This is a genomic window from Loktanella sp. F6476L, assembly GCF_023015725.1.
In the GTDB taxonomy this organism is placed as follows: Bacteria; Pseudomonadota; Alphaproteobacteria; order Rhodobacterales; family Rhodobacteraceae; genus Yoonia.
This window is the reverse complement of the sequence record NZ_JALKAR010000011.1, coordinates 93,293-111,340: the sequence shown is the minus strand read 5'-3', so window position 1 is coordinate 111,340 and position 18,048 is coordinate 93,293. Positions and strand designations below refer to the sequence as shown.

The 18,048-nt window shown below is 55.1% G+C and carries 21 protein-coding genes and 1 riboswitch; of the genes, 6 read left to right on the top strand and 15 right to left on the bottom strand.

The features are described 5' to 3' along the window. Positions 1 to 3: 3 nt before the first annotated feature. Positions 4 to 51: riboswitch (SAM-SAH riboswitch) on the bottom strand. Between the two features lie 36 nt (positions 52 to 87). From lnt to miaB, 7 genes are all read right to left on the bottom strand, one after another. Next, positions 88 to 1,587 (bottom strand): apolipoprotein N-acyltransferase, encoded by a 1,500-nt coding sequence (lnt, locus tag MWU61_RS17050; RefSeq protein ID WP_247129669.1) that lies wholly within the window; start codon positions 1,585 to 1,587, stop codon positions 88 to 90. Continuing rightward, positions 1,580 to 2,470 (bottom strand): hemolysin family protein, encoded by an 891-nt coding sequence (locus tag MWU61_RS17045; protein WP_247129668.1) that lies wholly within the window; start codon positions 2,468 to 2,470, stop codon positions 1,580 to 1,582. Before MWU61_RS17045 ends, lnt begins: the two co-directional genes overlap by 8 nt. A 34-nt stretch (positions 2,471 to 2,504) precedes the next feature. Continuing rightward, positions 2,505 to 2,993 (bottom strand): rRNA maturation RNase YbeY, encoded by a 489-nt coding sequence (gene ybeY / locus MWU61_RS17040; RefSeq protein ID WP_247129667.1) that lies wholly within the window; start codon positions 2,991 to 2,993, stop codon positions 2,505 to 2,507. A gap of 33 nt (positions 2,994 to 3,026) precedes the next feature. Further along, the gene (locus MWU61_RS17035) at positions 3,027 to 4,055 is read right to left on the bottom strand and encodes a PhoH family protein (protein WP_247129666.1); all 1,029 of its coding nucleotides are present in this window, start codon (positions 4,053 to 4,055) and stop codon (positions 3,027 to 3,029) included. Between the two features lie 154 nt (positions 4,056 to 4,209). After that, positions 4,210 to 4,542, bottom strand: a complete 333-nt coding sequence (locus tag MWU61_RS17030) for a hypothetical protein (protein WP_247129699.1) — start codon at positions 4,540 to 4,542, stop codon at positions 4,210 to 4,212. Positions 4,543 to 4,553: 11 nt separating this feature from the next. Continuing rightward, entirely contained in the window at positions 4,554 to 5,162 is a 609-nt protein-coding gene (locus tag MWU61_RS17025; protein ID WP_247129665.1) for an OmpA family protein, read from the bottom strand. A 186-nt stretch (positions 5,163 to 5,348) separates the two neighbouring features. Next, positions 5,349 to 6,677: a tRNA (N6-isopentenyl adenosine(37)-C2)-methylthiotransferase MiaB gene (gene miaB / locus MWU61_RS17020; RefSeq protein ID WP_247129664.1), complete on the bottom strand. Its 1,329-nt coding sequence runs from the start codon at positions 6,675 to 6,677 to the stop codon at positions 5,349 to 5,351. 127 nt (positions 6,678 to 6,804) lie between these two features. On the opposite strand from miaB, the gene MWU61_RS17015 reads away from it, so the two are divergent. Continuing rightward, on the top strand, positions 6,805 to 7,665 hold the full coding sequence (locus tag MWU61_RS17015; protein WP_247129663.1) for a glycosyltransferase family 2 protein: 861 nt from the start codon (positions 6,805 to 6,807) through the stop codon (positions 7,663 to 7,665). Here MWU61_RS17015 and MWU61_RS17010 read toward each other — a convergent pair. The 3 genes from MWU61_RS17010 to irr form a co-directional block, all read right to left on the bottom strand. Further along, positions 7,662 to 8,207 carry a transposase gene (locus MWU61_RS17010; RefSeq protein ID WP_247129662.1) on the bottom strand — a complete coding sequence of 182 codons (546 nt, stop codon included), beginning with the start codon at positions 8,205 to 8,207 and terminating at the stop codon, positions 7,662 to 7,664. The genes MWU61_RS17015 and MWU61_RS17010 overlap by 4 nt on opposite strands. Positions 8,208 to 8,265: 58 nt before the next feature. After that, positions 8,266 to 9,024 (bottom strand): hypothetical protein, encoded by a 759-nt coding sequence (locus MWU61_RS17005; protein ID WP_247129661.1) that lies wholly within the window; start codon positions 9,022 to 9,024, stop codon positions 8,266 to 8,268. Between the two features lie 116 nt (positions 9,025 to 9,140). Continuing rightward, positions 9,141 to 9,557, bottom strand: coding sequence for a Fur family transcriptional regulator Irr (gene irr / locus MWU61_RS17000; RefSeq protein WP_247129660.1), 417 nt, complete (start codon positions 9,555 to 9,557; stop codon positions 9,141 to 9,143). Between the two features lie 177 nt (positions 9,558 to 9,734). On the opposite strand from irr, the gene fabA reads away from it, so the two are divergent. Together fabA and MWU61_RS16990 are read left to right on the top strand one after the other, a co-directional pair. Next, on the top strand, positions 9,735 to 10,244 hold the full coding sequence (fabA, locus tag MWU61_RS16995) for a bifunctional 3-hydroxydecanoyl-ACP dehydratase/trans-2-decenoyl-ACP isomerase (protein WP_247129659.1): 510 nt from the start codon (positions 9,735 to 9,737) through the stop codon (positions 10,242 to 10,244). A gap of 5 nt (positions 10,245 to 10,249) precedes the next feature. After that, on the top strand, positions 10,250 to 10,603 hold the full coding sequence (locus MWU61_RS16990; protein WP_247129658.1) for a hypothetical protein: 354 nt from the start codon (positions 10,250 to 10,252) through the stop codon (positions 10,601 to 10,603). A gap of 11 nt (positions 10,604 to 10,614) precedes the next feature. On the opposite strand, the gene MWU61_RS16985 is transcribed toward MWU61_RS16990, so the two are convergent. Then, the gene (locus MWU61_RS16985) at positions 10,615 to 11,367 is read right to left on the bottom strand and encodes an SDR family oxidoreductase (protein ID WP_247129657.1); all 753 of its coding nucleotides are present in this window, start codon (positions 11,365 to 11,367) and stop codon (positions 10,615 to 10,617) included. A gap of 61 nt (positions 11,368 to 11,428) precedes the next feature. After that, the gene (locus tag MWU61_RS16980; RefSeq protein ID WP_247129656.1) at positions 11,429 to 12,061 is read right to left on the bottom strand and encodes a MarC family protein; all 633 of its coding nucleotides are present in this window, start codon (positions 12,059 to 12,061) and stop codon (positions 11,429 to 11,431) included. Positions 12,062 to 12,222: 161 nt separating this feature from the next. Here MWU61_RS16980 and MWU61_RS16975 point away from each other — a divergent pair, with 161 nt between their 5' ends. Further along, positions 12,223 to 13,452, top strand: a complete 1,230-nt coding sequence (locus tag MWU61_RS16975) for a beta-ketoacyl synthase N-terminal-like domain-containing protein (RefSeq protein ID WP_247129655.1) — start codon at positions 12,223 to 12,225, stop codon at positions 13,450 to 13,452. 88 nt (positions 13,453 to 13,540) lie between these two features. On the opposite strand, the gene MWU61_RS16970 is transcribed toward MWU61_RS16975, so the two are convergent. After that, complete coding sequence (locus MWU61_RS16970; protein WP_247129654.1) at positions 13,541 to 14,179, bottom strand: hypothetical protein; 639 nt, start codon at positions 14,177 to 14,179, stop codon at positions 13,541 to 13,543. A gap of 84 nt (positions 14,180 to 14,263) precedes the next feature. Further along, positions 14,264 to 15,340 (bottom strand): transporter substrate-binding domain-containing protein, encoded by a 1,077-nt coding sequence (locus MWU61_RS16965; protein WP_247129653.1) that lies wholly within the window; start codon positions 15,338 to 15,340, stop codon positions 14,264 to 14,266. Between the two features lie 432 nt (positions 15,341 to 15,772). Between MWU61_RS16965 and MWU61_RS16960 the strand changes: the two genes are divergently transcribed. Further along, positions 15,773 to 16,561: an enoyl-ACP reductase gene (locus MWU61_RS16960; RefSeq protein WP_247129652.1), complete on the top strand. Its 789-nt coding sequence runs from the start codon at positions 15,773 to 15,775 to the stop codon at positions 16,559 to 16,561. 246 nt (positions 16,562 to 16,807) lie between these two features. Here the strand turns inward: MWU61_RS16960 and MWU61_RS16955 are convergent, their stop codons facing one another. Continuing rightward, positions 16,808 to 17,242 (bottom strand): peptidylprolyl isomerase, encoded by a 435-nt coding sequence (locus MWU61_RS16955; protein WP_247129651.1) that lies wholly within the window; start codon positions 17,240 to 17,242, stop codon positions 16,808 to 16,810. A 127-nt stretch (positions 17,243 to 17,369) separates the two neighbouring features. On the opposite strand from MWU61_RS16955, the gene MWU61_RS16950 reads away from it, so the two are divergent. Next, the gene (locus MWU61_RS16950; RefSeq protein ID WP_247129650.1) at positions 17,370 to 18,047 is read left to right on the top strand and encodes a haloacid dehalogenase type II; all 678 of its coding nucleotides are present in this window, start codon (positions 17,370 to 17,372) and stop codon (positions 18,045 to 18,047) included. Position 18,048 lies beyond the last annotated feature (1 nt).

The window sequence follows — 18,048 nt, the reverse complement described above, 5'->3', positions numbered from 1 at the left end:
TAGTGCTCCAATAAATCAATCTGCCACGTCAGGAAGCCGTTGTGGCAGGCTAGCATTGGACCTAGGCCTCTCCCCCCCTAGGGTCAACTAAAATTGTCGGCGACGCAAAGTCAGGGCGCACAAAGCGGCAAAAAGCAACACCAAGACCGGATAGTCGCCATACCTGCTGTAAGGGGTCGGCGGGCGGACATGGGGCAGAGCGACATCAAGGAAACCTTTCGTATTCATCGGGATTGATGCCGTAATCTGACCGTATGGATCAATCATTGCACTGACGCCTGTGTTTGCGACACGGATCATCGGGATGCCCTGTTCGATCGCACGTAAACGGGCCTGCGCGAGATGTTGGAAAGGCCCTGCGTCTTTGCCGAACCACGCATCATTGGTGATGAGAACGAGCGCGCGCGGCCGCACGTCCGTTCCACCGACTTCTTCTGCAAAAATGCCTTCGTAGCAAATCAGGGGCCGAATTGGTCCGATGCCGGGCACGTCAATCGTGCGGCGGCCTTGTCCGGGGGTGAACCCACCGCCGTAGGACGACCCGAAACCTTGAACACCCAATTCGTGTAGCAGATCACCACCGGGCACATATTCACCGAAAGGCACAAGGTGCTGTTTGTCATAGAATGCGTCAATCACGCCGCCGCGCCCCAGCAGAATGAAACTGTTGTGGTACAACCCGCCTTCGGCCCTGTTCACGCCGACAATCAACGGTGCACCGCGCGCCGCTTCTGCGACCGCTTCGAGTTCGTTATCCGCGTAGTTCAGCAGCGTCGGTATTGAACTTTCTGGCCAGACGATCAGATCAGGCACGTCGCCTTCGCCAGTGTATCCAATCATCCGTTCAAAGAAGACGTGGCGTTTGTCGATGTCCCATTTTTCGTCTTGCGGGGCGTTTGGCTGGATGAGGCGGACGATAGTGGTGCTGTCGCGCGGGGCGGTGTTGAAGCGCGTGATTCCGAAACCAACCACAAGGATCGCGATGATCCCTATTCCCAAGAAACTCCCACCGTATCGTTCTGTCCCAAAGGCCGCGCAACTCAACGCAAGCGTAACGACCGTCAGCGATAGCAAATGCGGACCACCGAGTGCCGCAAGTTCGGACACCATGGGAACTTCAAGCAGGACATGCCCAAGTAGCGCCCACGGAAATCCGGTTAGGATCAACGACCGCAAGGCTTCGACCCCGACGATCAACAAACCAAGGCTGATCATGCCGCCATTGTAGAACCTGCGACTAAGCCCTGCCGCCAGCATCCAGAACAAGGCAAAGCCCGCAGCCATCAGGACCAGCGCAAACGGCGCCATCCATCCGTCACGTTCCACATGAACGAGGAACGGCGAAATGATCCAGCGCAGTGAAAAGCCGAAATAGCCAAGGCCGAGCGCCCAGCCGTGCCAAAGCGCTGTCCGTACATCGGGCGCGTTACGCATCAGCATAAAGGCCACCGCAAGTGCGGCGATACTGATGAACCAAAGATCAAAGGGCGCGTGACCAAGGCCGATCAACACACCAAGCAACGCAAGACAAAGCCCGCGCAACCGCCAGCCAAGACCAGCAAAGCGCATCGCCATCGCGTTAGCCATCTACGGCATCAGGCAACCGCACGCGCAGCCGTTTGATCCGGCGCGGGTCTGCATCGACAACTTCAAATTCGATCCCGTCAGGGTGGCTTACGATTTCACCGCGTGCGGGCACATGACCGGACAACATAAAGACCAGCCCGCCGAGCGTGTCGATTTCTTCTTCGTCAATCTCGTCGTGGGCCGTCAGAACAATCCCGATCTCGGATTCAAACGGTTCAAGCTGTGTTTTGGCGAGGGCCGAATAAACACCGGGGCTTTCCTGCACCCATTGTTTTTCTTCCTCGTGGTCATGTTCGTCTTCAATCGCGCCAACGACCTGTTCGATCAGATCTTCGATTGTGACAAGCCCGTCGGTCCCGCCGTATTCATCAATCACCAGCGCCATGTGTTTGCGTTCCTGCTGCATCTTCTGCAGCAACACGCCCAACGGCATGGATGGCGGCACGAACAACAATGGCCGCAGGATTTTGCGAAGATCAAACGCACCAGCATCCTGTTGGAAACCATACGCCAGTGCGAAGTCTTTCATGTTCACGTTGCCAAGCGGCGTATCAAGGGTGCCGTCAAAGACCGGCAACCGTGTCAGGCCGCTTTCGCGGAACACGTCCATCAGATCGCTTTGGGAATGCGTGATTGGTACGGCCACGATGTCCGACTTCGGAATTGCGACATCTTCGACCCGCATGGACCGCAGGTTTCGCATCCCAGGCATGGCCGGTTGTGGATATATCAGATGCGGCTTGTCCGTGTCTGACGCAGGCGTATCGCCCGGACCACTAAAGGCATCAAAGAAACGGCCAATAAAGCCGCGGTTCATTTCTTCACTTTCCTCACCCAGCGCGCGTTGCGCCGCGTTAGAGGAGCCGTCCGTTGTGTCGCCCATTCATCCTTGCCTTAAACACACCCAAATACGCGGGTTATTCCCTATATGGGTCAGCTAACCCCAAATTGCCAAGGATTTCCGTCTCTAAACCTTCCATAAGGGCGGCATCCGGCTCATTTTCGTGATCGAAACCCAAAAGATGTAAGGTTCCGTGAACAATCAGATGGGTCACGTGGTCCTTGAAAGGCTTTTCCTGTTCATCGGCCTCGCGCGCGCAGGTGTCATAGGCAATCGCGATATCACCCAGTTCGCTATCAGGCCCCGGGGTCGGCAGCGTTGGCATTTCGCCCTGCACCTCAGCGGCCCGTTCGTCAGATGGCCAACTGAGCACGTTCGTGGGTTTCGCCTTTTCGCGAAAGTCTGCGTTCAGAACGGCGATACGTGCGTCGTCGCAAGCGAGCAGGCTGATTTCGAAGGCAGACGGATCGAGCCCCAAATGGGACAAGGCCGCGTTCGATGCCAATTCAGCCATAGCTTCAAAATCCACCCAGCGCGGTTCTTCGACAATGCAATCAACGGCCACAGCGGTACCTCGATTTTTCGCGGCAAAACCGGATCACTTGGGATCGTCTGCTTCGTAGGCTTCGATGATCGCTGCGACCAGCGGGTGGCGCACGACATCTTTTGAGGTGAAGTAGTTGAAGCTGATCTTCGGGATTGTTTTCAACAACCGTTCCGCATCCCACAAGCCAGACGTCACCCCACGCGGCAAATCGATCTGGGTCCGGTCACCAGTGATCACCATCCGTGACCCTTCACCCAAACGCGTCAGGAACATCTTCATCTGCATAGGCGTCGCGTTTTGTGCTTCGTCCAGCACAACAAACGCCCGCGACAATGTCCGGCCACGCATGAACGCCAAAGGTGCGATTTCGATCCGTTTCTCTTCGATCAGTTTTGCCGTTTGCTTGCCCGGCAAGAAGTCATTCAGCGCATCATAAAGCGGCTGCATGTACGGATCGACTTTGTCTTTCATGTCGCCGGGTAGATACCCAAGCTTTTCGCCCGCTTCGACCGCTGGCCGCGATAGGATGATCCGGTCGACTTCGCCGTTGATGTACATGTTCACGGCGACCGCCACGGCAAGGTAGGTTTTACCCGTCCCCGCCGGCCCGATCCCGAAGGCCAGTTCTTTGTCGAACAAGGACCGCACGTAGGCCTTTTGCGCTTCTGTACGCGGTTCAACCAATTTCTTGCGCGTCTTGATTTCGACGCGTGCCCCGCTGACGCCTTTGAACAGTTCTTTCTGATCACCCGGTTCTGCGCCACGCACCTCTGCCGGACCCATCCGCAATTCGCGGTCAATGTCGCCGTCTTCCAAAGATTTACCCGCCTCAAGCCGCCCGTATAGCGATTTCAGCACATCAATTGCGTTCTTGCGCGGTTCTTCTTCTCCAATCACCGCAAGTTCGTTGCCGCGCCGGATAATCTGAACCGATAGCCGATCTTCAAGGGTCGCGAGATTGCGGTCAAATTCACCACACAGATCAATCAGCAGGTAATTATCAGGGAATGCGAGCAATGATTCAGACACATCATCACCGGTGTGAACATCGTCGTTCGTGGTCTGGTCGCTAGGGGTCAATCAACTCTCCTGATCAAGCGGTTCTGAAACTCGTATTTGTATCGTTGCAAGATGCGCAGGTAGGCGCAAGTGCAGCATGCGACAAGAGCCTAAAACATGAAAAAAGGCCGCGGAATGAACCGCGGCCTTTTAGGAAAATCTGAAATGCCCGAATTTAGAGCGGATCAGGAATGTCTGTACCTTCACGGAACGGACCAGTCGCTGTCGCAGGCGGCGCTACACCGGAACACACAGGGCGCCCATCTGGTGTCAGACGCTCTGACAGGTAACCTTCGACGCCATCGTCGATGATCCAGTGATCACAGCCGTTTGGATCGACCCAGATACCAGCAACAAGCTGGGACAAGGATTTGCTGTCACGGCCCGCATCGAATGTGCGTTCCAGACCTGTACGCTGGCCACCTTCAAGCTGGCTTGCAAACAAATCCACGCAACCTGACAAGGACAAGCTAGCAACGAGCAGAGCGGAAACTTTTACCATTTTCATCATACTGCTCCTTACTTCAGACAAATGATTTCGACGCGACGGTTCGCGGCGTAAGCAGCAGCAGATGTACCTGCCTGTGCTGGGCGACGTTCACCGAACCCGCGGGATTCAACAACGTTAACACCAGCGTCTTGCGCAATGCCTGCAACCATATCGGCGCGGCGCTGGGAAAGACGCATGTTGTATTCGTCTGACGCGTTTGCATCGGTGTGGCCGTGGATCAGTACACCGTAAACGCCGAGGTTCGCGAAGTAATCCATCAGCTGTGCCTTGCGGCCCTCAGGGATCCAAGGCTCGTCGTTGGCGAACAATGTGTCGGATGGCACAACACCGCAGACTTCTTGGCGGCGGCAAACTGGGCTGCCGTCACGGTTACGGTGTGGTGACATGAAGCCTTCGAAGCCGTCGTCGAACACCCAGTGTTCACACCCATCCGGATCAACCCAGATTGTTGGCGTGTATTCTTCACCAACAATTGTGCGTGTCCCGTTCGCAGCTTCTGCGACAACTTCTTGTGCGGATACGGGAGCCGCAATCATCATCAACGACAAGGATGCCGCCGTTGCAATTGCACTCACCGCACGCGATGATTTTATGACATTCTTTTTCGCCACGACCATATCCTCGTTTTGCGTCTCTATAACAAAGACGGAACCATTTACCGTCTACTCGCCTTACATTGGCCATAGTTCTACCAGCATTGGGTCACTTTGAAAGAACTAATAACCACATATTGTGTCCGCGTCGGAAACAGTGACTATTAATACCCAACATTAACGTTAACGTAACAACAAATGCCGCCCCAATTATGGCGCGTCCGTCAAAATTCCGCCCAAAGAGTTACTTTCTGATCTGGTGATTCTCACTTTTCGAACCTGACCGATCACGTCCATGGGCGCTTCTGCGAAGACGGCATGAAGGTATTCGGATTTCCCGATCATCTGCCCTGCTTCGCGACCGGCCTTTTCGAACAGAACCGAAACTTCGCGACCAACCATGCTTTCCTGTGTCTCAACCTGTTGTTCGCGCAACAAACTTTGCAGGCGTTGCAAACGTTCATTCATCACGTCTTCTGGCAGCTGAGGCTTTTCTGCCGCTGGTGTGCCCGGCCTTGTCGAGTACTTAAATGAATAAGCCTGCCCGTAGTGCACTTCGCAGATCAGAGACATCGTATCTTCAAAATCCTGATCAGTCTCGCCCGGAAAGCCGACGATAAAGTCACCCGAAAGCAACAGATCCGGGCGCGCGCCGCGGATGCGTTCGATCAATCGGATGTAGCTTTCGGCTGTGTGTTTGCGGTTCATGGCCTTCAAGATGCGGTCTGACCCCGCCTGAACGGGCAAATGCAGGTACGGCATCAGTTTCGAACAGGTGCCGTGTGCATCGATCAAAGCGTCGTCCATGTCGTTCGGGTGAGACGTCGTAAAGCGGATGCGTTCCAATCCGTCGACTTTGTCCAAGTCCCAGATCAGGCCCGCCAAACCGCCGTCGTGGCCGTGGTATGCGTTGACGTTCTGGCCCAGCAACGTGATTTCGCGCACGCCGCTTTCCACCAGTTCGTTGGCTTCACGAATGATCCGATCCGCAGGGCGCGACACCTCGGCACCGCGCGTATAGGGCACAACGCAGAACGCACAGAATTTGTCGCAACCTTCCTGAACGGTCAAAAACGCGGTTGGTCCGCGCTTTGCCTTGGACCGCTTTGTCAGCGTCTCGAATTTGTCGTCATCAGGGAAATCGGTATCGAGCGCCTTTTTGCCCGCTTGCACGGCTTCATCCATTGCAGGCAACCGATGGTAGCTTTGTGGCCCCACGACCAGATCGACCATCGGCTGGCGGCGCATGATTTCTTCGCCTTCGGCTTGGGCCACGCATCCGGTTACGCCAAATTTCAGATCAGGCTTTTCATCTTTCAACGCTTTCATACGGCCAAGTTCCGAATACACCTTTTCAGCCGCCTTTTCGCGGATGTGGCAGGTGTTGAGCAGGATCATGTCTGCGTCTTCGGGGGACTTGGTTTCGACATACCCTTTGCCGCCCAGCGCTTCAGCCATGCGTTCGCTGTCATAGACGTTCATCTGACATCCATACGTCTTGATATATAGCTTCTTCGGGGCGGGCGTGCGGTCTGACATCTGTGACATCCTAGCGAGTGCGAAATCAGTCGCTGTCCTACCCTGCACCGCCCGCGCTTGCAATGCAGGCAAACTTCACGGCAAAAGAGACGTAAGAGCAGTAGTTGATCCATACATGGACCCGGACATGACGTACCCTGATTTAGCCAGTTTCCTGCGCACCGGCAAAGCCGCACTTGCCAAGGGGCCTATCGGATTGATCATGGTCGAAGACAACGTCGAAATCAGATCGACAATTGACCACCATCTGCGGGCCGGTTTTCAATCACTTGTCGTCTTTGCCAGCGACGAAATCGCGCCGCTGGGGGGCTTAGATGATTGCGTCCACTGGGTCGGCCACGATATGTCAGACGACGGCGCGCTGGAAACGGCGGTGAATAGCGTCATCGCGGCAGCCCCCGGCAAATGGTTATACTACTGTTATAACGGCGAATATCTGCACTACCCGTTTTCCGAAGACCGCACGGTCGGCGAAATGCTGGCCTTTAACGCCGAAGAACGGCGCGAGACGATCCTGACCTTCACGGTCGATCTGTATGCAGGGGATTTGACGGAATCGCCTAACGCCGTTTCGTTGGAAAACGCGTATATGGACACGTCCGGTTATTATGCGCTGGCCCGGTGGAACGGTCAGGAATACGAAGATCGCCAGCTGGATTTCTTTGGTGGTTTGCGGTGGCGGTTTGAGGAACATGTGCCTTGGGTGCGTCGCCGGATCGATCGGGTCAGCCTGTTCCGCGCCCGCCCCGGTTTGGAACTGCAGGGCGATCACACCTTCAACATACCGGAATTCAACACCTATGCCTGCCCGTGGCATAACAACCTAACGGCTACGATTTGTTCGTTCCGCACGGCAAAAGCATTGAAATCGAACCCCGGCAGTCGCGATGCCATTCAGGATTTCAGATGGCGGTCATCCACACCCTTCGAATGGTCATCGACACAGTTGATGAACCTTGGGCTGATGGAACCGGGTCAGTGGTTCTAGAACAAAGCGTCCGCTGTTGGCCTTGAGACTGTTGTCGCAAGCATCGCGACCTTCGGTGCAAACCGGACACCCTGCCCCCGAGTATGGAGCGATGAGAGCGCCCAATCACCGGGACGCGACACCAGACCTTCTGACACCGGCGCATGGATGATCAGGTGTTCGTGCAGGTCGTAATCGGATTGATCGCGGATATCGTGTTGCCAAAAACTGCGCTGCCAGATGCCTTTTTCCCGACGGCGGATCATCGCAAGGGATAGATCAGCGGTGTCCGGTTTAGGGCAATGCCGCGAAAAGGTGGATTTGACGATCCGCCAACGTGCGGCATGATCATCGTCTTTGTCTGGCAAGCTCCAGATCATATGCAGGCGGGCGGGTAGAACCACGGCAGCCATGATTTGAAACGGCATCGATTTTCGGCAAACCCGAAAGGCTTGACGTAAGATATCCACTTGATCAACAAGCAGACGCGACTGCGGATCGTGCAGGCGCACCGTGAAGAACGTGGCATTTGTGGCGAGCGCGGGATGAATGAAACTGGTCATACCCCAAGATAGCTATGTCTTGGTTAATAGAATCTGAATCGCTGTCGCACTGTCCGTATTAGCCGATTTGTTCTTCGTCCAAACCACTATGAGACGGTAGGTCATCTGAAGGTTTTTCAAAGCGTTTGAACAAAGCGAGGTCAGCCTTGCTTTTGGTGAGCCATGACAACCCGAAAGCCCAGATGCCCATCGCTTCGAACCAGAAGATCAGATTGTAGTCCAAGACCATTTCCCGACCGACGCCGCCGACAAAGCGCTTAAAGATGACTGCAACCGCCGTTAGGACAAGTGCCGCGACAATACCCCAGCCGCACGCGATGTAGACGCGTCTACGGCCCATCGAACAGGTGCGCGCAAATTTCACGAAGCAGAACGCAGCCAGACTGGAAAAGAAAACGAGCGCGGACAGATAGTGGATAATCGGTGTGAATTCCGCGCCGAGCATGTTCTGGGTCATGCTGGTCACTGTCACCCCGCCCCCTTCGTTCGGGAAGAACGCGACGCCGAAGGCCCCGATCCCTGCGGTAGTCGCCAACCAATCATCGTCGATCCATTCCCCTGCTTCGCGGCGATACCCACGGTAGGAAATCAGAAACACGCCAATAGCGCACAAGGTCCCCACGAAAATGTCGCGGTAGGTCGTGTGGTAAAAATCGCTGATCGTAGGTTCAATCCGGCCCGTTTCAGCGTCGATACGTGGGTGATCAAGTAGACCGCCCAGCACCAGGACAAGCGGCAAACACATGCCAAGAATACCCAGCGCCGTGCGGACGCGCGTGAATGACAGAACCAGATCGGCCCGATGTTGTTCTGGCATGAAAGCTGCCCCCGAAATCGACTTAAATAAATTCCTGCGAAATAGCAGGTGTGTAATGCCGATAAGACTGACAGCGTGTTTCTACTGAATCAAGGTCAGCGAAACCCGACCTGACCTTAAGTACGGCGCAGCCGAATCACGACATCAACAGATGCGATTTCAGCGCCAGCCGGAACGTCAGGCAATTTTGCGATTTCCAACTGTTCAGCGGCTGCATCGGTCAGTTTGTGATCGTCTTCCCAATAGAAATGGGGGTGATCGCTGATGTTGGTGTCGAAATAGCTTTTTGACCCGTCGACGGTAATCTCGCGCATCAGACCTGCATCACAAAACGCACGCAGCGTGTTGTAAACCGTGGCTAGTGACACCTTTTCACCGTGCTTGGACGCCGCATCAAACAGGCTTTCGGCTGTGACGTGCCGGTTCTGACCATCGCCCACAAGCAATGTCGCCAGCGTGACACGCTGGCGTGTTGGGCGCACGTCCGCTGTTGCCAGCCATGATGTGCCGCGGTCTGTTGCTGTCTCGATCATCGACGGTCGTCTCCTTGCCTCTCTTAATATGGGTAAAAAACCGCTAGGATCAAATGAAAACACTTTTTCTGTATCGGTTTTGGCTGATCTGACAGGCAAAGGGCACACCACTTGCCCTTAAGTTACCGCAAATGATACAGGTGAGGCAAAGCAACTAACCATAAAAGAGCCAGTCCATTGTCACAATTCCCGAGCAGTTTTAGCAAAGAAGACCTTTTGAAATGCGCAGCAGGCGACCTGTTTGGTCCCGGCAATGCGCAGCTTCCTGCCCCGCCAATGTTGATGATGGACCGGATCACCGAAGTGTCCGCAGACGGCGGCGCGCACGGCAAAGGTCATATCGTCGCTGAGTTCGACATCAATCCAGACCTGTGGTTCTTCGAATGTCACTTCCCCGGCAACCCGATCATGCCAGGCTGTTTGGGCCTTGACGGTCTGTGGCAGCTGACCGGTTTCAACCTTGGCTGGCGCGGCTGGCAGGGGCGCGGTTATGCGCTGGGCGTCGGCGAAGTGAAACTGACAGGCATGGTCCGCCCAGAGCGTAAGATGCTGACCTACAAAATTGATTTCACCAAGGCGATCCAGACGCGTCGTCTGACGATGGGTGTCGCCGACGGGATCGTCGAAGCAGACGGCGAAGTGATCTATCAGGTGAAAGACATGAAAGTGGCGTTGAGCGAGAGCTAAAGCCGTTGGCGCGCAAACCTTTCACATTTCACCATCTCGCAATCGCCGGTCTTGCGGCGATTGCACCTTGCCCCGCCTTAGCGGACGACGCGAACGCGCTTTCGCATGTCTTCGAAGAAGAACTAGGCGGCGTCTATTCCCAAGGCTGGTACGCACAGACCGTCGAAAATCGAAATGGGTCTGGCACAAATCTTTATGTCGTAGGCGACGGTAAGTCTGGCGACTTTCACGGGATACTGTCTGTCGATTGCGACACGCCGCAATATTCGAAATGGCTGGCTACGGGCGGTATCGTATCGCCCGATGCAATCCCTTCCGAAGCAGTTATCGGATTTCGCAAAATGGCCTGCGAAAACTAAGCCGCGCGCGGCTAGTCCCGCAACGCAGGCAACCCGACCCCTGTGCTTTCAAACCCGCCATCTGCCGCGACGATCTGGCCTGTTACGAAGCTCGCTTTTTCTGAACAGAGGAAGGTGACTACCTCTGCGATTTCGCGTTCTGTTCCGTAGCGGTTCAGCGGCAGCGCGTCGTGGTAGGCTGCAATGATTTCGGGCGAATGCACTGCCATGGCCAGCTTGGTCCTCACTGGTCCGGGGCAAACGCAATTGGCGCGGATACCGTATTCACCTAATTCCGCTGCTTGCTGTTTGGTCAGTTGGATCACGGCGGCTTTGGACGTGCCGTAGGCCACACGTAACGTGGACGCCCGCAGGCCAGAGATGGACGCGATGTTCAGAAGCGCCCCCTTGGTTTCGCGCAATGCCGGAATGGTCGCCTGCGACACGAGGAACACACCGTCCAAATTGGTGTCCATGACCCGCCGCCAGCGTGCGAAGTCGGTTTCTTCAATCGGGCCAAAATCGGCCACACCTGCGTTGTTCACCACCGCGTCGATCTGGCCAAAAGTGCGGGTCACATCTGATACCATCGCATCCACGTCTTCAGGCGATGACACGTCACACACGAAGGGGGACGCATCATTTAGGCCAGCCGCAACGGTTCCAAGTTCGTCGGCGTCCTGATCCACCATCGCCACGCGCCAGCCCATTTCGATAAACAACTGTGTCGTGGCAAGCCCGATACCGCGGGCCGCCCCTGTGACCAAAGCTACTTTGTCTGACATGATAACCCGTTCCTGATCGCAATATTCTTGACGAAAAGGATAGCATCACATTGTGGCCTGTTTAGCCAGTGACGTTGATGATCCCGAGAACCTCAAACCCGTTGAAGATGGAATCGACCGCGATAGTCGCCAGAATAATCCCCATCACGCGACTGATCACGCTAGCCCCTGTGTTGCCGATAATTTTGAAAATCTGTCCGGCGGCCAACAGCAACAGCAGTGTAAACAGCAGCACCGCGATCAGAAGCCCTGCGGTAACGGCTTGTTCGGCCACAGTATTCCCACGATTATCGGTCAGGACCACGATCCCCAGCATCGCACCGGGTGATGCGATTGACGGCATCGCAAGCGGAAAGACCGCACCGGACAAGTGATCGCGTTCGGCCTGATTGATTTCATCGGCTGGTTTTGAATCGCCAAAGATCATCGACAGCGCGAACAGGAACAGCACGACACCGCCCGCCACCTGAAACGATCCTAACCGCAGCCCAAGCAATTCGAGCACATATTGCCCTGCGACAAGGAACCCCAAAAGCACCAGCGTCGCGATCAGGACCGCGCGCGCGGCGAACCTGCGGTGCAATTCGACCGGAACCGCCGCTGTCGCGAACAAGAATACCGGCACACTGCCGATAGGGTCGATCACAACAAAGATCGTGATGAGCTCGCGCAATATTCCAGCCCAGTCGATCATAGTCACCTCATCTGCCGAAAGGACCAACAATCCGGCCCAAATTGAATTCATCCTGAAATAGCATGTCACAGATACGAATGCACCTGAACGGGCGCCCCTTTCTTCTTGCGCCTCTCAGTCAGGGTCGCCTAAACAGGCATGGACTTAAAAAAGGACTGATCATGCGTCGCGTCGTCGTTACAGGCTTGGGGATCGTATCCCCTATCGGAAATAATGCAGACGAGGTTCTGGCCTCTTTGAAAGCTGGGAAATCCGGCATTGAAGCCAGCCCCGATATGGTTGAACACGGCTTTCGGTCCCAGATCGCGGGTACTGTGAAGCTGAACGTGGCCGATCACGTGGACAAACGCACTTTGCGGTTCATGGGGCCAGGTGCGGCGTATTCCTACATTGCGATGAAGCAAGCGATTGAAGATGCCGGTCTGGAAGAAGACCAAGTGGTGAACCCGATGACGGGTGTGATTGCCGGTTCTGGTGGTCCGTCTACATCTGCGATGTTTGCCGCACACAAGGTTGTAGAAAACACCGGTGCCACAAAACGCATCGGGCCATTTGCTGTGCCAAAGACGATGTCGTCCACGGTATCTGCAAACCTCGCGACGGCGTTCCAGATTAAAGGCATGAACTTTTCGATCACGTCTGCCTGTTCCACGTCCCTGCACTGCATCGGCATGGCCGCCCAACAAATCGCGCTTGGTACACAAGACACGATGTTTGCAGGCGGCGGCGAAGAACTGGATTGGACATTGTCCTGCCTGTTCGACGCGATGGGCGCTATGTCGTCCAAATATAACGACACACCTGAAAAAGCGTCCCGTGCGTTTGACGCTGGTCGCGATGGTTTCGTGATCGCAGGCGGTGGCGCGATGGTTGTGTTGGAAAGCCTTGAGGCCGCGCAGGCGCGTGGTGCAAAAATCTACGCCGAAGTGACTGGTTTCTCAGCCACATCTGATGGCGCTGACATGGTTGCCCCATCCGGTGAAGGCGGCGAACGCGCGATGCGCGGCGCGCTGAAAACCTTGCCTGAAGGCCGCAAAGTCAGCTACATCAACGCGCACGGCACATCGACGCCAGTGGGTGATGTTGGCGAAATCGAAGCAGTCCGTCGTGTATTTGGCGAAGGCAGCACGCCGCCTGTGTCATCCACAAAGTCCATGACAGGTCATAGCCAAGGGGCCACTGGTGCGTCCGAGGCTGTTTACTGCCTGTTGATGCTGGAAAACGATTTCATCGCGCCGTCAATCAACGTGGAACATCTGGACCCCGCATTGAAAGCCGAGGAAATCGCGACCGAAGTCGTCGAGAACGCAGGGCTGGACACGGTCATGACGAATTCATTCGGGTTCGGCGGGACAAACGGGTCGATGCTGCTGAGTAAATTCAAGGGCTAAGCCCAACGATCACACCATACAAAAGGGGCACATCTGCAAAGATGTGCCCCTTTTAGCATTATGGGTCTTGGTTAGAAGAACGCACCTTTTACGGGCAACCTTCGCCTTCGCACGTGTAGCTGTCGGAACTGACACGAACCAAACCGAGGTTTTCGGTTTCGACCACAAAGGCACCATCGACAAAGTCTGTCAGGATGCCTTCCAAGCGCGCAGAACCGCCGACCAAGGTGACTTTACCACCAAAAGCAAAGGCAACTTCGTCGTTACCTTCTTGCGGCAAGCAATCAACACCTGCGCAGTTGACTGTGTCGGTGTCGATTTTGATTTCACCGATGTTCGTCGCCAAGACGTATTGCCCATCGACGATATCAATCAGGTGACCCGACAGGGATACATTACCGACTTTGGACGTCAGGGTCACAGGTTCACCCGCCAGTTCAATATGGGTGCCGTCCGGACACGCCGCACCAACACAGGACAGACCGTCCAGCGGAATTGCGATCATGCCGATGGCTGAATCAATTTTGACCATACCATTGGCGACTTCCAGGAACTCGCCCGTGATATCTTCACCGCCTTGGTATTTCAGCGTGACTGTATTTTCTGTTTGCGCAAAGCCTGCAGTCGCGAGGCCACCACACAAAGCAGTGGCCAAGGCGATCGTCTGTGAAAGCCCGCCGAGACGTGCGACCATAGGTTTGGAGTTTGGACTAATTTGAGTGCACATATTTCCATTCCGGTTTGCAGACAGCGCAGATGCGCTGTCCTTGGTTTCGGTTTCTTTGGGCATACAAGACTGCATGAAACCCGATTACTCGCCGTAGTAGGCTTGGAAACCGGACTGTACGGTTTGGAACCAAACACCGTTGCCGCGGATGTTTTCGAGGCCAGTATTGATCGCTTCCAAGATTGCATCACCGTCTTCGTTGTTTTGTGAAACAAAGACCGTCAAAGCGATGACTGCGTTCACTGCATTGTTCACAGCAACTTCGTCTTCGATGTCCAATTTGGACACAAGATCGGCCGCCTGACGCAGTTCCATTTCGACAGCGTCGACAGATCCTGCGACCAACTGTTCAAAGCAAGCTTCGGGTGTTGCTGGCTTTTCATAGGTCACCGCGTCATCTGAAACGCCACCAGAGGACATCACAAATGCGCCATAGCCTTCAGGAATACAGATCGTTTTGCCTTCGAAATCTGCGTAATTTTCAGTTGTACCCAGTGGGCTGTCAGCAGATGTAATCAAACCAGTTACGATTTCGTAGACCGGATCAGCAAAGCGGAAGTTGTCGCAACGCGCTTGCATGTCTTCGGACAGGCTGCCTGCTTCGCAATCAGGTGCGACCCACGGGAATGTGCCGTCGAATGCGCCTGATGGTACCAACACGTCAAGGTGCGAGCCCCAGTCGTTGATGAATGTGATGTCGGCTTCGACGCCTGTGTCGACCGTTGCAAGTGCTTCGCGCACCAGCTGTGTCACAACACCACCGCCGTTTGCGTCTTCGTCCGTGTAAGGTGGGTAGTCGTCGCCAGTCACAAGACCGATTTTCAGCGTTGTTGCTGGTGCGGCAGCTGGGGCCGCAACGGTTTCTTCAACAGCGTCTTCTGCAGGTGCCGCGGCAGCAGCGGAGGCAAGCGTGCCATCTGCACAAGGCAGTTCCAAACGCATCCCTACGGAAATAGAGTTCGGGTTCCGACCGATTTTGCTACGGTTTGCATCCCAAATTTGTTGAAAGTTGATGTCGCCATAGGCAGACCGCGCGATACCGCTCAGTGAATCGCCCGGCTGGACAGTATAAGATGCACACGCCTGTTGCGCCTGTGCTGCTCCAGCAGCCATCACAAGAATGGAGCTAGCCACACCCAGTTTCAATTTCGTTCCGATCATTAGTTCACCCTTCATTGATCCCAACAAATACGCTGCCTGCTGCTTGTGTTCCGACCTCGTTGGGCGGTTTGCAAAGTGCATCAGGCGACCTATTCAATCACCGCAGTGTTATGGATCGAATTTGTCTCGTAATTGGCGACAATGCGGTCTGGGCGGGGTTTTCATCACCTCAATTGCAGCAAGATGTGCTGATCAAAGCCACAGTGTTGCCCCAAACAACGCAAAAATGACCATTCCGCCTTTTTTCGCAACGTAAACAGGTACTTACGCAAGGTCATTCGTATAGCTGTCGCGGCACCTATAACGCCCTTGTTTCCTTGTGGTCCTAACAACTGCCGAATCTGCCATTCTTGCTGCAATTCAGGCGACATCCCTAAAACTTGACCTCATCCGTCAAACCCGCCAATGAGAATCCAACAAAGGGGACATGACATGACACTTTCGATGCAAGGCAAACGTGGCTTGGTAATGGGCGTAGCCAATGAACGCTCTATTGCATGGGGCATTGCCAAGGCGTTGGCAGAGGCCGGTGCCGAGCTTGCGTTCACGTATCAAGGCGAAGCATTCGGCAAACGTCTTGAACCACTGGCTGCATCTGTCGGGTCCGACTTCATGGTCGATGTTGATGTGACGGACGAAGCGTCGATGGACACCGCATTTGAAGGCATCAAAGAAAAATGGGGCACGATTGATTTTGTCGTCCACGCCATCGCGTTCTCAAACAAAGACGAATTGACTGGTCGGATCATGAACACGTCCCGCGAGAACTTTGGTCGGTCGATGGAGATTTCTTGTTATTCCCTGATTGACGTTGCCCGCCGGTCCCACGAACTGATGCCAAACGGCGGCACGATCATGACGTTGACTTACCAAGGTGCGAACCGTGTGACCCCGAACTATAACGTGATGGGTGTGGCAAAGGCCGCGCTGGAAAGCGCTGTCCGGTATCTTGCCAATGATCTTGGCCCTGACGGTATCCGCGTGAACGCGATCAGCCCCGGCCCGATGAAAACGCTTGCTGGTGCGGCTATCGGTGGTGCACGGCGGACGTACAAGCACACTGGCGAAAACGCACCGATGCGCGCTAATGCAACACTAGAAGCCGTTGGTGGAACAGCTGTTTATCTAGCGTCGGACGCGGGTGCGTGCACAACTGGCGAAATTATTCGCGTCGATGGTGGGTATCACGTGCTTGGTATGCCGCAGATCGACAACCTGTAAGATTATGACGTCGGCATGTCCGGCGTCATCATTCCGTCGTGGCAACGGTCTGGGATGTCATCATCGCGGCCGGACCGCTGAACTGAAACCGAAAAGCAACATTTTGGGCAAGTCACGTCGCGCATAAACGCGCAACCCTTACATTAACCGATTGTTAACCATCGCAATCTAGCGATGTGAACATTATCGAGTAGTACTTTATTTTGTTTCAATGCCCCGCAGACAACATGCCTGCGGGGCATTATTTTAAGCGGGCTGGATCGCGATCATTTCAATCGCAAACGTCAGGTCCTTGCCCGCAAGCGCGTGGTTTGCATCTAGGGTAACCTCTGTGTCGGCTACTTCGACGATGGTCACGACCATCACCTGGCCGCCTTCGCCTTGCATCTGCAACTGTGTTCCAACTTCCATCGGGATGTTGTCTGGGAACTGGTCGCGCGGCACAGCCTGCCGGTTTTCAAGGTTCACTTCACCGTAGGCTTCCGCACAAGGCACATTCACGACTTTCTTGTCGCCAACTTTCATGCCCGGAATGGCTTTGTCCAAGCCCGGAATAATCATGCCCGACCCAACTGCGAATTCCAGCGGATCACGGCCTTCAGAGCTGTCGAAAACAGTCCCGTCGTCCAATGTGCCTTTGTAATGGATTTGGACGGTATCGCCCTGTTTTGCCTCTGACATAATCGTCCTTTCAATTTTCAGTCGCCGGACCCTACAGGCACGCGCCGCAGGTCGCAAACCGCTTTGCCCCTTTTCGTTCCCGCCTGTGCATGCCAACGTGCGGCGGGACACGCGACGGAGGGATACAATGCCAATTACCACCTGCATCTTTGATGCTTACGGGACCTTGTTTGACGTGAACGCCGCTGCGCGTTTGGCGGCAGATGAACCCGGACAAGACGCATTGGCCGCCGTCTGGCCCCAGCTTGCCCGCGATTGGCGGCTGAAACAGTTGCAATACACATGGTTGCGTGCGGTCGCTAATCAGCACTGCGATTTCTGGCAGGTCACCCAAGACGGGTTGGATTGGGCGATGGAGGCCGCTGGCCTTGACGATCCGATCCTGCGCGAACGTCTGCTTGCGTTATACTGGGAACTGCCTGCCTACGCGGAAGTCCCCGACATGCTGGCAGAGCTGAACAGCCGTGGCATTCAGACCGGCATCCTATCCAACGGATCGTCCGACATGTTGTCGGGTGCGGTCGATTCAGCCGGATTAGGTGAATTCATCACAGCGAACCTGACCGTTGAAAGCGTCGGCGTCTTTAAACCCCACGCGAAGGTTTATGACCTTGTCGAGGCCCATTACGGCTGCGCCCGCGATGAGGTTTTGTTTGTCTCGTCTAACGGATGGGACGCTGCTGGTGCTGCGGGCTACGGGTTCCAAACCGCATGGGTGAACCGCGCGGGCGAACCAATTGATCGCCTTTACGCGAAACCACACCATGTTCTGTCTGACCTGACCACAATTCCGGACCTAACCTGAT

Excerpts from the sequence above, each read along its gene's own strand:
- lnt (WP_247129669.1), bottom strand. The coding sequence starts at position 1,587 with ATGGCTAACGCGATGGCGATGCGCTTTGCTGGTCTTGGCTGGCGGTTG.
- MWU61_RS17045 (WP_247129668.1), bottom strand. The coding sequence starts at position 2,470 with ATGGGCGACACAACGGACGGCTCCTCTAACGCGGCGCAACGCGCGCTG.
- MWU61_RS17030 (WP_247129699.1), bottom strand. The coding sequence starts at position 4,542 with ATGAAAATGGTAAAAGTTTCCGCTCTGCTCGTTGCTAGCTTGTCCTTG.
- MWU61_RS17025 (WP_247129665.1), bottom strand. The coding sequence starts at position 5,162 with ATGGTCGTGGCGAAAAAGAATGTCATAAAATCATCGCGTGCGGTGAGT.
- miaB (WP_247129664.1), bottom strand. The coding sequence starts at position 6,677 with ATGTCAGACCGCACGCCCGCCCCGAAGAAGCTATATATCAAGACGTAT.
- MWU61_RS17015 (WP_247129663.1), top strand. The coding sequence starts at position 6,805 with ATGACGTACCCTGATTTAGCCAGTTTCCTGCGCACCGGCAAAGCCGCA.
- MWU61_RS17010 (WP_247129662.1), bottom strand. The coding sequence starts at position 8,207 with ATGACCAGTTTCATTCATCCCGCGCTCGCCACAAATGCCACGTTCTTC.
- MWU61_RS17005 (WP_247129661.1), bottom strand. The coding sequence starts at position 9,024 with ATGCCAGAACAACATCGGGCCGATCTGGTTCTGTCATTCACGCGCGTC.
- irr (WP_247129660.1), bottom strand. The coding sequence starts at position 9,557 with ATGATCGAGACAGCAACAGACCGCGGCACATCATGGCTGGCAACAGCG.
- MWU61_RS16985 (WP_247129657.1), bottom strand. The coding sequence starts at position 11,367 with ATGTCAGACAAAGTAGCTTTGGTCACAGGGGCGGCCCGCGGTATCGGG.
- MWU61_RS16980 (WP_247129656.1), bottom strand. The coding sequence starts at position 12,061 with ATGATCGACTGGGCTGGAATATTGCGCGAGCTCATCACGATCTTTGTT.
- MWU61_RS16975 (WP_247129655.1), top strand. The coding sequence starts at position 12,223 with ATGCGTCGCGTCGTCGTTACAGGCTTGGGGATCGTATCCCCTATCGGA.
- MWU61_RS16970 (WP_247129654.1), bottom strand. The coding sequence starts at position 14,179 with ATGTGCACTCAAATTAGTCCAAACTCCAAACCTATGGTCGCACGTCTC.
- MWU61_RS16965 (WP_247129653.1), bottom strand. The coding sequence starts at position 15,340 with ATGATCGGAACGAAATTGAAACTGGGTGTGGCTAGCTCCATTCTTGTG.
- MWU61_RS16960 (WP_247129652.1), top strand. The coding sequence starts at position 15,773 with ATGACACTTTCGATGCAAGGCAAACGTGGCTTGGTAATGGGCGTAGCC.
- MWU61_RS16955 (WP_247129651.1), bottom strand. The coding sequence starts at position 17,242 with ATGTCAGAGGCAAAACAGGGCGATACCGTCCAAATCCATTACAAAGGC.
- MWU61_RS16950 (WP_247129650.1), top strand. The coding sequence starts at position 17,370 with ATGCCAATTACCACCTGCATCTTTGATGCTTACGGGACCTTGTTTGAC.